15 protein-coding genes are annotated in these 15,021 nt (G+C 62.2%); 11 read left to right on the plus strand and 4 right to left on the minus strand.

Annotated features, from left to right (window positions below):
* Positions 1–201: 201 nt before the first annotated feature.
* The 4 genes from J5286_RS09715 to J5286_RS09730 form a co-directional block, all read right to left on the minus strand.
* Positions 202–1,233: an L-idonate 5-dehydrogenase gene (locus J5286_RS09715; protein WP_209190146.1), complete on the minus strand. Its 1,032-nt coding sequence runs from the start codon at positions 1,231–1,233 to the stop codon at positions 202–204.
* A 10-nt stretch (positions 1,234–1,243) separates the two neighbouring features.
* Complete coding sequence (locus J5286_RS09720; protein WP_209190147.1) at positions 1,244–2,191, minus strand: 2-hydroxyacid dehydrogenase; 948 nt, start codon at positions 2,189–2,191, stop codon at positions 1,244–1,246.
* 86 nt (positions 2,192–2,277) lie between these two features.
* On the minus strand, positions 2,278–3,051 hold the full coding sequence (locus J5286_RS09725; RefSeq protein WP_209190148.1) for an SDR family oxidoreductase: 774 nt from the start codon (positions 3,049–3,051) through the stop codon (positions 2,278–2,280).
* 39 nt (positions 3,052–3,090) lie between these two features.
* Entirely contained in the window at positions 3,091–3,846 is a 756-nt protein-coding gene (locus J5286_RS09730) for an SDR family oxidoreductase (protein WP_209190149.1), read from the minus strand.
* Between the two features lie 389 nt (positions 3,847–4,235).
* Between J5286_RS09730 and J5286_RS09735 the strand changes: the two genes are divergently transcribed.
* The 11 genes from J5286_RS09735 to ertD all read left to right on the plus strand — a co-directional run bounded on the left by J5286_RS09735 (position 4,236) and on the right by ertD (position 15,020).
* On the plus strand, positions 4,236–5,654 hold the full coding sequence (locus tag J5286_RS09735) for a UbiD family decarboxylase (RefSeq protein WP_449090056.1): 1,419 nt from the start codon (positions 4,236–4,238) through the stop codon (positions 5,652–5,654).
* A gap of 43 nt (positions 5,655–5,697) precedes the next feature.
* Positions 5,698–6,273, plus strand: a complete 576-nt coding sequence (locus J5286_RS09740; protein WP_209190151.1) for a UbiX family flavin prenyltransferase — start codon at positions 5,698–5,700, stop codon at positions 6,271–6,273.
* A 105-nt stretch (positions 6,274–6,378) separates the two neighbouring features.
* Complete coding sequence (locus tag J5286_RS09745) at positions 6,379–7,983, plus strand: ABC transporter substrate-binding protein (protein WP_209190152.1); 1,605 nt, start codon at positions 6,379–6,381, stop codon at positions 7,981–7,983.
* Positions 7,984–8,101: 118 nt separating this feature from the next.
* A complete protein-coding gene (locus J5286_RS09750; protein WP_209190153.1) occupies positions 8,102–9,034 on the plus strand; it encodes an isocitrate lyase/PEP mutase family protein in 933 nt (310 codons plus the stop codon).
* The gene (locus J5286_RS31510) at positions 9,019–9,144 is read left to right on the plus strand and encodes a hypothetical protein (protein ID WP_280638461.1); all 126 of its coding nucleotides are present in this window, start codon (positions 9,019–9,021) and stop codon (positions 9,142–9,144) included. Before J5286_RS09750 ends, J5286_RS31510 begins: the two co-directional genes overlap by 16 nt.
* Positions 9,144–10,103 (plus strand): ABC transporter permease, encoded by a 960-nt coding sequence (locus J5286_RS09755; RefSeq protein ID WP_209190154.1) that lies wholly within the window; start codon positions 9,144–9,146, stop codon positions 10,101–10,103. The genes J5286_RS31510 and J5286_RS09755 overlap by 1 nt, the downstream gene beginning before the upstream one ends.
* Positions 10,100–11,011, plus strand: coding sequence for an ABC transporter permease (locus J5286_RS09760; RefSeq protein ID WP_245205642.1), 912 nt, complete (start codon positions 10,100–10,102; stop codon positions 11,009–11,011). The genes J5286_RS09755 and J5286_RS09760 overlap by 4 nt, the downstream gene beginning before the upstream one ends.
* A 1-nt stretch (position 11,012) precedes the next feature.
* Positions 11,013–12,056, plus strand: coding sequence for an ABC transporter ATP-binding protein (locus tag J5286_RS09765; RefSeq protein ID WP_209190155.1), 1,044 nt, complete (start codon positions 11,013–11,015; stop codon positions 12,054–12,056).
* Positions 12,049–13,080, plus strand: a complete 1,032-nt coding sequence (locus J5286_RS09770; RefSeq protein WP_209190156.1) for an ABC transporter ATP-binding protein — start codon at positions 12,049–12,051, stop codon at positions 13,078–13,080. Before J5286_RS09765 ends, J5286_RS09770 begins: the two co-directional genes overlap by 8 nt.
* 9 nt (positions 13,081–13,089) lie before the next feature.
* Positions 13,090–13,644 carry a TIGR02444 family protein gene (locus tag J5286_RS09775; protein WP_209190157.1) on the plus strand — a complete coding sequence of 185 codons (555 nt, stop codon included), beginning with the start codon at positions 13,090–13,092 and terminating at the stop codon, positions 13,642–13,644.
* On the plus strand, positions 13,641–15,020 hold the full coding sequence (gene ertD / locus J5286_RS09780) for a hydantoin-5-propionate amidohydrolase (protein ID WP_209190158.1): 1,380 nt from the start codon (positions 13,641–13,643) through the stop codon (positions 15,018–15,020). The genes J5286_RS09775 and ertD overlap by 4 nt, the downstream gene beginning before the upstream one ends.
* Position 15,021: the final 1 nt, after the last annotated feature.

Raw genomic sequence — 15,021 nt, forward strand, 5'->3', positions numbered from 1 at the left:
GACCGGGCACGCTGACCAACGTATCTTACGGTAGCATACGGCCGTTTTCGACGTTCCGAACTATAACCGTGTCGCCGCAATACTGGGCTTCGGCACGCATGCAACTCCACCCTTTCGGCATTGTTCCACTGCAAAGCATCGGCTTCACAGCCCGAACAATTTATCGTCGATCCGCTCCACTAAACGCGGGGAACTAAACATCTAGAATGCGAGCTGCACCTTCATCGACTGCGTTCGATCGCCGGCGATTTCGAATGCGGTAACGGCGTCCTCGATCGGCAAGACTTTGGTCAGCAAGGGTTTAAGATGGACAAGTCGGCGATTTATGAGATCCACGGAGAGCGCGAATTCCTCGTGGAAACGGAACGTACCCTTCAGCTCGATCTCTTTGGAGACGATCATGTTCTGGGGCACAGAGACATCGCCGCCAAGCCCGAGCTGGATCAGGACGGCGCGCGGCTTCAGCACTTCCAGCCCGGAACGAAGGGCCGCGTGATTTCCCGAAGCCTCGAACTGGACATCGAAATAGCCCTTGTTGGCAGCGTAGCCGGGCAATGCGTCGGGATCGAGGGCAACGTTGATGGCCCTATCCGCGCCGACCTCGATGGCCTTGGCAAGCACCGCGTCCATGACATCGGTGACGACGATCTCGCGCGCCCCGTGAGCGCGGGCGGCGATGACGGCAAGCGCTCCGATCGGCCCACATCCGGTCACGAGCACGCGCCGGCCGATCAGCGGACCCGCGCGATTGACCGCATGCAGCGCCACGGCGAGCGGCTCCGCCATCGCCGCTTCGTTGATCGAGATGCCCTCGGCCACCTTGTGACATTGCGAGGCATCGGCAATTAGACGTTGGCGAAAGGCGCCCTGGATATGCGGCATCGGCATCGCGCTGCCGTAGAAGCGCATGTTGAAGCAGTGGTTCTGCTGCCCCTTCAGACAGTAGTCGCATTGATTGCAGGGGCGGCTCGGTGAAATGGCGACCCGGTCACCAACGGCAAGTGCTGATACGCCGGTGCCGAGCGCCTTGATGGTTCCCGCGACTTCATGACCGAGGATCATCGGCTCGCGCAGCCGCACCGCGCCGAAACCACCGTGGTTATAGTAGTGCAGGTCAGAGCCGCAGATGCCTCCGGCCTCGACGGCCACGTCCACCTGCCCGGGCGCCGGGGCTTCAACCTCTCGCTCCTCGATACGCAGGTCCTTGGCGGCATGGATGACGACGGCTTTCATGTGGCGGACCTCAGATTACGGGTGTCGGGAGCTTGGCGCCGGCGAAATGAGCGGCGAGATTGTCGCGCATCAGCTGGGCGACGTCCTTGCGGGTCTCGATCGTGGCGGAGGCCTGGTGCGGCTGCAGCAGCACGTTCGCCAGCGTCTTGAAACGCGCATCAAGCGCCGGTTCATTCTCGAAGACATCCAGCGCCGCGGATCCGAGACGGCCGCTTGCCAGAGCACCGAGCAGGGCCTCTTCATCGATATTGGACGCGCGCGAGACGTTGATCAGCATGCCCTGCGGCCCGAGAGCCTTGATGACGTCCTTCGAGACGATATGGCGGGTCGCGGCCGACGCAGCGAGCGTCACGAACAGAAAATCCGACTGGCGCGCTAGCTCCACCGGATCGGCAACGAAGCGCATGTTCTCGACGTCGTGCTTTTCGCTCCGGCTGCTGTAGGCGATGTCCATGTCGAAGGCACGCAGGCGCTTTGCCACCTCAAGGCCGATGCGGCCGAGGCCGAGAATGCCTGCCTTCTTTCCCCAGACGCGATTCTGCAGGGGATAGAAGCCCTTCTGCTGCCAGCTGCCATCCCTCACCCAACGATCGGCGCCGTGTACGCCGCGCGACAGGCAGAGCATCATGGCAATCCCGAGATCCGCAACATCCTTGGTTAGTACATCCGGCGTGTTGGTGAGGCGGATACCCCGTACCCTGCAGGTATCCACATCCACGGCATCGTATCCGACGCCGTAGACCGAGATAATTTCCAGCTTCGGCAGCTTGCCGATCAGCTCACCGGACGCGCCAAGCTCTCCCCGGGTGGCGATTGCCCGGATGCTTTCACCGTGGCGGTCCAGAAAGGCGTCGCGATCGGCCGCCTCGTAAAGCTTGTGCGTGGTATAAAGCGCGTCCAGCTCGGCGAGATCTCCGTCGGGATACGGGCCGACCAGCAGAATATCGGGTTTGCTCACAATTTCCTCTTAGCGTTTGGTTTGTTGCCCGGCCTACGGGCCGAAGCATGGCGTGCAGCATCTCTGGTGGCGCTGCGGCGTCTTTCTCAAAGGCTTGTGGTGATCCCGCCATCGACATACAGCGTGTGGCCGTTCACGAAGGAGGAGGCCTTGGATGACAGGAAGACGGCCGCGCCGACCAGCTCCCCGACGTCGCCCCAGCGTCCGGCCGGCGTACGCTTTTCCAGCCAAGACGAAAACTCCTGGCTGTCGACGAGCGCCTGATTGAGCGGCGTCTTGAAATAGCCGGGCGCCAGCGCGTTGATCTGCAGCCCGTGCCTTGCCCAGTCCGTGCACATGCCGCGGGTCAGGTTCTTCACAGCCCCCTTCGTCGCCGTATAAGGCGCGATGCCGGGACGGGCGAGCTCGCTTTGCACGGAGGCGATATTGACGATCTTTCCGCGCCCGCGGCCGATCATGTGGCGCGCCACGGCTTGGCCGACATAAAAGACGCTTGAGATATTGGTTCGCAGCAATTGCTCCCAGCGGTCTACCGGAAAATCCTCAAGCGGCGTGCGAAACTGCATTCCGGCGTTGTTGATCAGGATATCGATCGGCCCGATGCCCTCTTCGATCGCATCCACGCCACGCTTCACGGCATCGGCATCGGTCACGTCGAATTCCGAAATGGAAACCGTGACGCCGGCGTCCTGCAAGCGTTGGGTCGCGTGATTCAACTTCGCTCTATCTCGCCCGTTGAGCACAATTTCCGCGCCGTGCATCGCCAGGCCACGCGCGAGCGCAAAGCCGATACCCTGCGAGGAGCCGGTGACCAGCGCACGCTGGCCTGAAAGGTCAAACAGTTCGGAATTCACGTCCATCTCCATGTCGGGGCTTGAGGTCGAGCCGTAAGCTTATGCCTAACCACGACCAACGAAAGGCATTCCTGTCGCCATGACGGTCATGGTGAGAACATTCGCCTCGAGCGGCAACGCCGCCATGTGTACCACGGCATTTGCAACGATGCTGACGTCGATGGTCGGCTCCACCGCTGTTCGGCCGTCGGCCTGCAAGACGCCGGCCGCCATGCCGCGGGTCATATCCGTGCCGGCATTGCCGATATCAATCTGCCCGCAGGCGATATTGAAGGGCCGCCCGTCGAGCGCCGTCGACTTGGTCAATCCTGTGATCGCGTGCTTGGTGGCCGTATAGGGTGCTGACAGCGGACGGGGTGTCATCGACGATATCGATCCATTGTTGATGATCCGGCCGCCCTGCGGCGCTTGCGCCTTCATCTGCCGGAAGGCAGCCTGCGTGCACAGGAAGGCGCCTGTCAGGTTGACGCCAACAACGGCATTCCAGGCGTCGAACGTCACCTCCTCCAATGGCACGGAAGGAGCGGACCTGCCCGCATTGTTGACGAGAAGATCGAGCCTGCCCCACTTTTCGCGCACGGCAGAAAAGAGATGATCGACATCGGCAGGCACCGAGATATCAGCGGGTACGACAAGCACACGGGCAGATGCATCCCGCCATTCGGACGCGGCCTTTTCGAGCACGTCCTGCCGGCGACCGGTTATCGCGACGTGATAGCCATCGTCGAGAAGTGCCGAGGCAATCGCCTTGCCGATACCGGTTCCAGCGCCGGTGACGAGCGCAACCTTGAGCGCAGTCATTATCATTCCCCCTCGATCCATGGGTATAAGCAAGCCCAGCGGCTTGAGAGGAATGTCGGATCGATCGCCCAATCTGTCAACGCCGGCCCATTACGCAGGCGATGTCGTTATTTTGAGCAAAACCAACTCTCAGAGATCGTTTCAGGCCGGGCGCCTCTGGATCTTACCTATTGAAAATACTACATATTTCATGGGAATTGCGCAATCAAAGGCGCACAGAAAATACACCCATAGATTACATGTAATTTAATCGCCTTCAATTATCGGTAAATGACTTCGAAATTTCCGATGTGCCAATTGAATTTTATGCGCGTGTACAAGATGAAAACTTAGCTCCATGATCCCTCCATCTGCACAGACCTGCAATGGAGCGCTGATTGACCCGCGAGATTACTCCACTGGCCGAACGAAACGCGTCTCGATCCGTTCCAGTTTCCGTACAGACCGATCAATCATGCCGGTCGCTGCTCGCCAAGCTTGCCGGCCAGGGCAAGCTGCTGACCGTCAATGAAGAGATCGATCCGGTCTACGACCTGTCCGCGCTCCTGTCGCTGACGCATGAAACTTTCGCGGTTCAGGCGAACCGTATCAAGGGTTATGACTTACCGGTGTTCGGAAACATGCTTTCCGATCTCGACCGCATCGCCATGGCTATGAACGTGCCGCGCGAAAACATTCAGTCAGCGCTGCTCGACTCGATCCGCAAGCCGATCGCTCCTGTCGTCGTCGACAAGGCCCCGGTGCAGGAAGAAATTTTCGATAGCGAAGTCCTGCTACGCCTGCCTGTGCCCACGTTCTTCGACAAGGAAACCGGTCCCTATATCAGCGCCGGCCTGATGGTCGCCCGCGATCCTGAAACCGGTCTCGGCAATGCGTCTTACGCGCGCCTGAAGGTTCTCGGCCCCAACGAAGCCTTGATCGGCATCGCGCCCAATCATCATCTCGCGATCATGGCGCGCAAGGCGGCCGAAAATGGAAACCCGCTGCCCTTTGCCGTCGTGCTTGGCGCCCATCCGATCATCCAGCTCGCTGCGTGCCTTTACCTCAGCCTCGGCGACGACGAGATGCATTGCGCAGGCGCGCTGTTCAAAGAGCCGGTCCGCATGACCCGCTGCCTGAAGAGCGACATTCTCGTGCCGGCGGAAGCGGAGATCGTGCTTGAGGGACATATTCATGCCGACAAGCCGATCGTCGAGGGGCTCGTCTCCGAATATCACGGCATGTACGAGGATTATGGCAGCGGCGTACTGGCGACCTTCCACACGATGACATCCAGGTCCGATGCGATGTTCCAGGTCATCCAGCCCGGCTATCATGCGGAACACATCTATCTCGGCGCCGTGCCGATCGCCGCGAGCCTGAAGGCGCAGCTTGCGCGCGTGATCCTGAACGTCGGCGAAGTCGCCGTGACGGCTTCCGGCTGCGGGCGCAACAATGTCGTGGTGCAGATCAACAACCCGAGACCGGGCCAGGCCCGCCGCGCCATGGCGGTCTGTTGGGGCGCCGTCAGCATCATCAAGAACGTCACGATCGTCGATTCCGATGTCGATCCCTGGGATATCGCCGCCGTCGAACTGGCGAAGTCGACACGCATGCGCGCAGACCGGGATATCCTGATTGTCAACGGCCTGCCCGCCGACCGTTCGGAACCACAAGAAGACGGCTTCGTCGTCGCCAAGACCGGCTACGATGCGACCCGAAAGGCGGGAGACCGCAAGGAAGGTTACGACAAGGCGCAGCCGCCGGCTGCCTCCTATGATCGCATGCGGGACCTGCTTGCCGAAATCGCGCCGGGAGTTTCGTTTTGATCGGCCTTATCGCGAACGCGGCGCCATCGCCCGGAGCTTTCCCATGCGCAGGCTGATCGTCGCCATAACCGGCGCGTCCGGCACCTGCTACGGCATTCGCGCGCTTGAGATGCTGCGCGAAGTGGGCGGTTTCGAGACGCACCTCGTCATGTCGCCTGCGGGCCTTCGCACGGCGGTCGAGGAAGACGTCGGTTACGATGCCGACGAAATCCGCGGGCTGGCGGATGTCTATCACAGTCACAAGGACATCGGCGCATCCATCGCCTCGGGTTCGTTCAAATGCGACGGGATGCTGGTGGCGCCCTGTTCCGTAAAGACGCTGAGCGGCATTGCCCATTGCTACAGCAACGACCTCATCACCCGCGCCGCCGATGTCTGCCTGAAGGAACGCCGCCGCGTCGTGCTCATGGTCCGGGAAACGCCGCTGCATGCCGGTCATATCGCGCTGATGGACCAGGCGACGCGTAACGGCGCCGTCATCATGCCGCCGGTGCCGGGCTTCTATACGCAGCCGAAGACCATTGACGACCTGATCAACCAGACCGTGGGACGCGCGCTCGATCTCTTCGATATCGACCATCCGAACGTTCGCCGCTGGAAAAAGGGAGATCTTTCCTAGGGAGACCGACGGAAGCGCAGTCGGGTCGTGGCGAAAGTCTCGGTCCAGGCAGAAAAAGGGGAACGCCGACTGACAAAGGCAGCGGCAAAAACTGGAGAAATTTTCATGACTGACAGATTTTTCAGCGTAAGGACACATAGCCCGAAGACGGTTCGCGCCGCGGCGCTCGCCTTGGCGATGCTGTGCGGATCGACATTGAGCGCCACGCATGCGATGGCCGAAGAGCAGCCCGTGAAGGGCGGCGAGATCACCATCATCAACGGATCCGACATCAAGAGCTGGGACCCGGCGATCACCAATTCCACCTTCCCGGGCGGTCCGATGGACATGCTCGATGCGATCTACGGCTTCATCGTCTACGTCGATGTCAAGGGCGTGGTGCAGGGCGGCATGGCGGAAAGCCTGACGAGCCCGGACGCCAAGGTCTGGACGCTGAAGCTGCGCCCCAACCTCAAATTCACGGATGGAAACGCCTATGATGCGGAAGCCGTGAAATTCAATTGGGATCGTGTCGCCGACCCCGCCACGCTTTCCCCGGCACAGGCTTTCGTCTCCGGCTGGAACAAGAGCATCAAGATCGTCGATCCTCTGACCATCGAGATTACGCTCGCGACCCCGGACCGCAATTTCGCCTCGACGCTTGCAAATCTCTCGCCCTTCATCGCTTCGCCCGCCGCGCTGAAGGCGGCTGAAAAGAAGACGGATATCAAGCCGGTCGGTGCGGGCGCCTTCGTGCTCGACAACTGGAACCAGGGCGTCTCGATGACGCTGAAGCGCAATCCCGGCTACTGGGATCAGCCACGCCCCTATCTCGACACGCTGAAGTTCGTGGTCATTCCCGAGACCAACAGCCGCATTTCGACGGTCGTCCAGGGCGGCGCCACGATGATGGCGGGCTACATGTACCAGTTCGGCTCGAACGCGACGGCCGAAGGCGTCACCACGCATGAGGTTCCGCTGTCCGGCCTCTACCGCGCCTATTTCAATCAGGCGAAAGGCGTCTTCGCAGACCATCGCGCCCGCGAAGCCTTCTATGAAGCGCTGCAGCGCCCGCGGCTGATGAAGGCCTATACGCAGATCGACGGCTACGTCATGCCGACGAACTACTTTACGGCTGACTCGCCCTATTACGACGCCACCTACAAGCTGCCGGAGTACAATCCCGAGCACGCTCAGGAGCTGTTCAATGCGCTCGCCAAGGATGGCAAGCCGTTCGACATCAAGATCGTCACCTATTCGAACTCAGACCTCAAGCGGATGGGCTCCTACCTCCAGCAGAGCCTGAGCGCCTACGAAAACGTCAAGGTCGATCTGCAGCTTGTCGACCAGGCCATGCTGCCGCCGACCTGCAAAGTGCAGGGCAACTTCGATCTCTGCATCGACGGCGGCGTGCTGGTGGCAAACGGCGCGGAGCCGATCATCAGCAACCTCCTGAGCTCCAAGGGCAACGACAACTGGGGCAAGTACAACAGCCCCGACATGGACAAGGCGCTTGCCGCCGCCAATGCGACCATGGATCCCGAGGCCGTAAAGAAGGCCTACGCCGATGTCCAGAAGCTGGTCGTCCAGGACCTGCCCCTCTACATCTTCGGCTCCGAGGCGCGCAATCTGCTGATCCGCAACAACACGGGCGGCATCGTCCCCTCCAACGGCGGCATTCTGCAGAAGCAATTCCTGTTCGTCTGCAAGGACGCCTGCACGACGAAGTAAACCGCAAACCTGGCCCCACTTGAGGGTGGGACCAGGCTCCCTCGCCGGCCATGAAATGCGGCCCGCAACATCCGGCGATCTCGATCGCCCCCTACAACCTCGTCGATGGTGACATTCAATGTTTGACAAACGGCCCAGAACCACATTCCGCGAACTCATGTCGGCCGGGCAGGTCTTCACGCCCTGCGTCTGGGACTGCTATTCCGCCAAGGCGGCCGAGATGGCGGGGTTCAAGGCGATCCTGCTCTCAGGCGCGTCGCTCGGCTTCAGCATGTCGGGCGTTCCCGACATGGGCCTTCACAACCAGGAAGAGCTTGTCTGGGCGACCGACCGTATTTCGGACTATTCGCCGCTGCCGCTCATCATCGACGCCGACGATTGCTTTGGCGACGTGGCGCAGGCCTATCGCACCTGCCGTCGCCTCGCCAAGGCGGGCGCCGCCGCCATCCTGCTCGAGGACACCCCCAACGAGCGCGGCTACGCCCGCTTCGGCCGCGCCATGGAAGCAGCGACCGCCGCCGGCAAGCTCGACGGAAACATCGAACACCCGGTGATCTCGAAAGAACTGTGGCTGGCCAAGCTCAAGGCAGCGCTCGACGCCTGCGAAGGCACCGACTGCGTGGTCATCGCCCGCACCGAATCCAAGCTCGAACTGGGCCTCGACGACGCCATCGAGCGCTGCATCCGCGCAGCCGAACTCGGCTGCGAGATGACCTACGTGCATGGCCTCCGCACGCTCGATGAGTGCCAGAAGGTTGCCAAGGTGCTGCCGGGCTGGAAGATGTTCGGCGACGTCGCCACGCAGGACGGCAAGGCCTTCGTCGAACTTGAGGACATCGCGGCTCTCGGCTTCAACCTCGTGACCATGCATTACCTCGAAAAGGGTTCCATGTGGGGCATGATGGATTTCGGCCATCGGGTCTTCAAGGAGCAGAGTACGCGCTATTCCGACGAGCATACGATGGGCGGCCTGAGCAAGGCCGAGCAGCGTGAACTGCTGGAGCGCGACATCGGCTGGATGGCTGCGGAAGACGAATGGAAGAAGATCTGACACCGATCAGCCTGCACCTTTTAGAGGTGCGGGCACAGAAAAGCGCTGGCGATCGCCGCCAGCGCTCCATGATCGGACAACTCGAACGGAAGAAGGAGTTTGGCGCTTGATGACCGGGTTGAAGCCTTATGCGAAGGCCATCTCGACACGGATCCTGGCGGGGATCCCTGTCTTCATTCTCGTCACCTTCGGCGCCACGGCTCTCTCCAGCCTGGCGCCCGGCTCCGCCGCGCAGCTGATCCTGGGCGACAACGCCACGCCAGAACAGATCGCCGCGCTCAACAGTGCCTATGGCTATGACCTGCCGCTGTGGGAACGCTACCTGATCTGGCTCGGCAATCTGCTGCGAGGCGACCTCGGGCAAACCCTGTTCAGCCAGCAGCCGGTTATCAGCGTCGTGTTCGATCGCGCCGCCGTTACCTTCGAGATCGCCTTTCTGGCAATGGCACTGTCCCTGATCGGCATTCCTACGGCAATGTATACGGCAAGCCATCCCGGCAAGCTCGCGGATCGCATCCTGCGCTCGGTATCATCGATCCTGCTTGCGGTGCCGACCTTCGTGATCGTCGTGCTTCTCTCCTATGTCTTCGCGATCGTGCTGCGCTGGCTGCCGGCCACGGGCTGGGCCAACTTCAGTGATGATCCGATCGCCAATCTCTGGTACGTGGCACTGCCGGTCATCTGTCTCAGCCTGCACCAGACCGCCTACCTCTACCGCGTCGCCCGCAACGAGATGATCACCACACTGCAGGAAGACTTCGTGCAGGTGGCACGCGCGCGCGGCCTCTCGCTGGGCTACATCATGTTCCGGCACGTGCTTCGCCCGGCAATGCCGCAGATCCTTACCGTCATGGGTCTGTCGCTCACCTACATGCTGGCCGGCTCCTTCGTCGTCGAAAGCTACTTCGCCGTGCCCGGCATCGGCTGGACCGTGCTGACAGCCGTCAAGAGCCATGACATCCCGCTCGTCCAGGCGATCCTGTCGCTCACCGTCGTCATCTTCGTCATCGTCTTCATGCTCGTCGATATCGGCTATGCCATCATCGACCCGAGGGTCACCGTATCATGACCGCCACGCCCCAATCCCCCGCAAGCGGAACGGCCACACTGGCCAGCATCGCCCGCGCCGCAATGCCGGCCACCAGCCGGCTGCGGCTGCCCGGCGGCACCGTCTTCGAAATGCTCGCCGCGGCCTTCCTGGTCTTTCTCGTGCTGATCGCGCTCTTCGTGGACTTCATTCCCGGTCTCGTCAGCCCGAAATTCCCGTATGGCGATTTCTCGCAGTTGCCTGATCTGACGTTGAACGGCCTGTTCGGCACTGATGATATCGGCCGCAGCATCCTGTCACGCGTGCTTTACGGTGCTCGCGCGTCGCTGATGATCGTCGGCGTCGCCACCTGTCTTTCGGTGTCCGTCGGCCTGCTGCTCGGCATGCTCGCCGGCTACTACCGCGGCATGCTTGAGCGCATGGTCGATCTCTATGCCAACACCATGTCGGCCCTGCCCTCGGTGCTCGTCGTGCTTGCCTTCGTCACCGCCACCGGCACGTCCGTCGGCGCCATCATCCTCATTCTCGGCATCCTCGATATCGGCACCTATGCCCGTGTGGCCAAGGCCGGCGTCATCTCGCAGAACAACCGGGATTACGTGCTGGCGGCCCGCGCCATGGGCGCCACGGACGCCCGCATCATGATGCAGGAAATCCTGCCAAACCTCGTCCCGGCGCTGACGGCCGTCATGCCGACGCTGATGGCGGGCCTGATCATCACCGAGGGATCTTTGAGCTTTCTCGGCTACGGCATTCCGGCGCCGGCGCCGAGCTGGGGCGGAATGATCGCCAGCTCGACTGATCTGCTCAGCCGTTTCCCGGTACTGATCGTCGGGCCGACCATGGCAATCGTGCTCACTGTATACGCCCTCAACACCGTCGGCGACTACCTCGCGCAGCGCCTCAACAGCCGCGAGAGGGGGAACTGAGATGAGCCAACATCAAGACCAGCCCATTCTCTCCTGCCAGGACATGTCCTGCCAGATCATGGCCCGCCCGCAGCCACTGAAGGTGCTGCAGCATATCGATTTTTCCGTTAGCCGCCGCACGGCGCTCGGCATCGTCGGCGAATCCGGCGCTGGGAAATCCATGCTGATCAAGTCCATCATGGGCATCGCGCCGGGCAGCGTTCGCGTCGATGGGCGCATTTCCGTAGACGGGCGCGACCTGTCGACCATGAAACCGCGCGAGCGTGCACGTTTCATCGGCCGCAAGGTCGGTATCGTCTTCCAGAACCCGATGACCTCGCTCAATCCCTATGTGCCGATCGGCCGGCAGATCTCCGAGGCCTGCCAGCAGCATATCGGCCTGACGCGCAGCGAGGCTCGCCAGCGGGCAATCGATCTTCTCGCCGTTGTCGGCATCGCCGACCCCGAAGACTGCTACGACTATTATCCGCATCATTTCTCCGGCGGCATGAAGCAGCGCATCATGATCGCCGCCGGCCTGATCTGCCATCCCGACCTTCTGATTGCCGACGAAGCGACCACCGCCCTCGATGTGACGGTGCAGAAGGAGGTGCTCGATCTCCTGCAGACCATCCAGCAGGAACGACAGATGTCGATGATCCTGGTGTCGCACAATCTCGGCGTCGTCGCCGGACGCACCGACGAGATCCTGGTGCTCTACGGTGGCCACATCGTCGAATACGGTCCGACCTCCGAGGTGTTCCGCAATCCGCGGCACCGCTACACCGAAGCGCTTCTCTCGGCTATGCCGCAAATGGACCAGCCGGCGCATACACGCCTCAGGACCATCCCCGGCCAACCGCCGAGCCTTGCAAACCAGCCGGCCGGCTGTCCCTTCGCACCGCGCTGCGGCGCTGCCCAGGGGCCATGCCATGTCTCCATGCCCGATATGGCCACCGGCGCGGACGAACGCCATCGCTTCGCCTGCCATTTCCCGCTGGATGCGACCGCGCGTCCGTCAGTCAAGCCCGACATCATTGCAAAAGGTGGGCTCGCACATGGGTGAGAACACGAACACGACAGCCGCCAACGCAGCCCCCTCGCCTCTGCTTGGTATCACCGACCTCTCGGTGCAATTTACCCGTTCCGGCAAGGTGATGCGCGCGGTGGACAATGTCTCGCTCCACGTCGCCCCCGGTGAAACGCTTGGGCTCGTCGGAGAGAGCGGCAGCGGCAAGACGACCATCGGCCGCGCGGTACTTCGGCTGCTACCTGATGCCAACACGCAATGGAACGGCTCCATCCGTTATCAAGGCACCGACATCGCCAAGCTCTCCAAGCGCGACATGCGTCGCATGCGCGGCCGCTTGCAGATGATCTTCCAGGATCCGGTATCCTCGTTCAATCCACGCCGCAAGATCGAGGATATCGTCGCCGAGGGCCTCATCATCCAAGGCGTGTCAAAAGCCGAGCGCAAGACCCGCGTCGAAGCCGCGTTGGCCGATGTGGGCTTTGCGCTATCCGACATCGCCGGTCGCAAACCACACCAGTTTTCCGGCGGCCAGTGCCAGCGCATCGCCATTGCGCGGGCGCTCGCCGTGCAGCCGGAACTGATCGTCTGCGACGAGCCGGTGGCCTCGCTCGACGTATCGGTGCAGGCACATGTCATCAACCTGCTGCAGGATATCCGCGAGGCGCGCAAGCTCGCGCTTATTTTCATCTCGCATGATCTGGCAGTCGTGAAGAACGTCAGTGACCGCGTCGCCGTGCTCTACATGGGACGCATCGTAGAGGTCGGCACCGGAGAAGAGATCTACGATCGCCCGGCGCATCCCTACACACGCAAACTTCTCGAAGCCGTTCCGGTCGTCGATGCCAGCCGCAAAATCCAGCCCGACACGGAACGCACCGCGATCCCCTCGCGTCTCCGCCCGCCGACCGGCTGCGCCTTCCGCACACGTTGCCCGCGTGCGGCGGCCCGGTGCACGGACGAAGAGCCGGCGCTGACGAAGGCGCCTCGCGGCCAGCTGGTCGCCTGCCATTTTCCGCATGACGAGGCAGCGCCCGGCATGACGGCAAAGACGGCATAGGAGCGTTCGATGCAGCAAACAGGCTTCACCACCAATGTCTGGCCCAACATAATCCTGCTTTACGCCGACAGCAGGATTGCGCAGCTCTGCCTGTCCCTGCAGGACGAATTCGACGCCGACGTTCCGGTTCTTCTGCTTCTGGTCATTGCCGATCGACGTGGGATGTCTTGTGAGCATGAGGCTTTCGACAAGTTCCTGGCGGACGCAGCAAGCTGGCGCGAGCTTGTGGTGCGGCCATTGCGAACCCTTCGGCGCGCCATGAAAGGCCATTGCGCGGCCGGCGCCGAGACTGCCCTGCGCGGGGATATCAAGCGCATCGAACTGCAGGCCGAACGGGTTCATGTCGCGCGACTGGCGGAAGCGTTTCCGGTCAGCCCCGCTAGGGGAACGCGCGAGCATGATCTCGCCGACCGTTACCTGATCGAGCGCGGAGTGCCCGGTGAACAGCGGCGTGACTGCCTCTCGCTGTTCGACGCGGTCATCACCAGGCTCGCAAAGATCGCATGCCCGCCCGACCACCAGCATACCAAACTCGATCCAGCAAGAAAGACGACTGCATCATGAGCGATTTCGACACAGTGATCCGCGGCACACTCGTCAACGAGGACGGCGTCACCGAAGGCGGCTTTGTTGCCATCCGCGACGGAAAGATCGCCATGCTCGGCGCCGGCACGCCGCCGGCCGCGCGCGAAACGCATGATTTCGGTGATGCTCTGGTCCTGCCGGGCACGATCGACGGCCAGGTGCATTCGCGCTCGCAGAAAGATCAGGAAGATTTCGTCTGGTCGACACGGTCCGCTGCCGCCGGTGGCGTCACCACCATCGTCGACATGCCCTATGACGCCGGCGGCAAGCTGATCTGCACCGCCGATCTCCTGAAGGAAAAAGCCGATAGCGCCGCCGAGCAGGCCCGTGTCGATTTCGCGCTCTATGGCACCATTCGTCCCTCGGAAGGGGCCGCGCACATCGCCGAGATGGCTAAGGCCGGCGCAATCGGCTTCAAGTTTTCCACCTTCGAGACGGATCCGAACCGCTTCCCACGCATCCCCACGCCGCTGCTTCACGCCGCTTTCTCCGAAGTCGCCAAGACCGGCCTCATCGCCGGCGTGCACAACGAGAACGACGAATGCGTGAAGGTCTGGAGCGAGGCGGTCAAGGCGACCGGCCGCACCGACTACCGCACCCACGGCGATTCCCGACCAGCGATTGCCGAGACGCTTGCCATCGCCGAGGTCTACGAAATTGCCGAAGCCACCGGCTGCTCCGCCCATATCGTGCATTGCTCTGTGGGCCGCGGCTACGAGATGGCGCAGGCCTATCGCCAGCAGGGCGTCGATGCGACGATCGAGGCGTGCATCCACTATCTCGTCTGCAGCGAGGAGGAGGATGTTTCGCGGCTGATCGGCCGTGCCAAATGCAATCCGCCGATCCGCTCGGCAAAGGAGCGCGAGAAGATCTGGGAACATCTGGCCGCCGGCCACGTCACCATCGTTTCGACCGACCATGTGTCCTGGAGCCTGTCGGCCAAGTCCTCGAAGGTGATGCTGGAAAACTCCTCCGGCATGCCGGGCCTGGAAGTGCTGCCGAGCCTGCTGCTCGACGGCCTGACGGATCGCAATCTGCCGCTCACCCATGCGCCGCGTCTGCTCGCCTCCAATCCGGCTCGCCTTTTCCGTCTCGCCGACCAGAAGGGCTCGCTCTCGATCGGGCTGGATGCCGACATCGCCGTCTTTGCCGAACGCCCGCGTCTCTACGACCCGGCGGCCAGCGGTCACAACGTCGTCGGCTGGAGCCCCTATGAAGGCCGCCGCATCCGCCATGCGGCGATCGCCACCTTCCAGCGCGGCGGCCTGATTTTCGACAGCACCGACGTTCTGGCAAAGCCCGGCGCCGGCCGTTTCATCCGCCCGAGCGTCAACGCTCTGACGCCGGCCGCGTGAC

This window comes from Rhizobium sp. 16-488-2b (assembly GCF_017741815.1).
Taxonomy (GTDB): domain Bacteria; phylum Pseudomonadota; class Alphaproteobacteria; order Rhizobiales; family Rhizobiaceae; genus Rhizobium.

What these genes read in the sequence shown, in the direction of transcription:
- J5286_RS09715 (WP_209190146.1), bottom strand. Translation starts at nt 1,233, where the DNA reads ATGAAAGCCGTCGTCATCCATGCCGCCAAGGACCTGCGTATCGAGGAG.
- J5286_RS09760 (WP_245205642.1), top strand. Translation starts at nt 10,100, where the DNA reads ATGACCGCCACGCCCCAATCCCCCGCAAGCGGAACGGCCACACTGGCC.
- J5286_RS09755 (WP_209190154.1), top strand. Translation starts at nt 9,144, where the DNA reads ATGACCGGGTTGAAGCCTTATGCGAAGGCCATCTCGACACGGATCCTG.
- J5286_RS09750 (WP_209190153.1), top strand. Translation starts at nt 8,102, where the DNA reads ATGTTTGACAAACGGCCCAGAACCACATTCCGCGAACTCATGTCGGCC.
- J5286_RS09770 (WP_209190156.1), top strand. Translation starts at nt 12,049, where the DNA reads ATGGGTGAGAACACGAACACGACAGCCGCCAACGCAGCCCCCTCGCCT.
- J5286_RS09730 (WP_209190149.1), bottom strand. Translation starts at nt 3,846, where the DNA reads ATGACTGCGCTCAAGGTTGCGCTCGTCACCGGCGCTGGAACCGGTATC.
- ertD (WP_209190158.1), top strand. Translation starts at nt 13,641, where the DNA reads ATGAGCGATTTCGACACAGTGATCCGCGGCACACTCGTCAACGAGGAC.
- J5286_RS09765 (WP_209190155.1), top strand. Translation starts at nt 11,013, where the DNA reads ATGAGCCAACATCAAGACCAGCCCATTCTCTCCTGCCAGGACATGTCC.
- J5286_RS09725 (WP_209190148.1), bottom strand. Translation starts at nt 3,051, where the DNA reads ATGGACGTGAATTCCGAACTGTTTGACCTTTCAGGCCAGCGTGCGCTG.
- J5286_RS09740 (WP_209190151.1), top strand. Translation starts at nt 5,698, where the DNA reads ATGCGCAGGCTGATCGTCGCCATAACCGGCGCGTCCGGCACCTGCTAC.
- J5286_RS31510 (WP_280638461.1), top strand. Translation starts at nt 9,019, where the DNA reads ATGGAAGAAGATCTGACACCGATCAGCCTGCACCTTTTAGAGGTGCGG.
- J5286_RS09745 (WP_209190152.1), top strand. Translation starts at nt 6,379, where the DNA reads ATGACTGACAGATTTTTCAGCGTAAGGACACATAGCCCGAAGACGGTT.
- J5286_RS09775 (WP_209190157.1), top strand. Translation starts at nt 13,090, where the DNA reads ATGCAGCAAACAGGCTTCACCACCAATGTCTGGCCCAACATAATCCTG.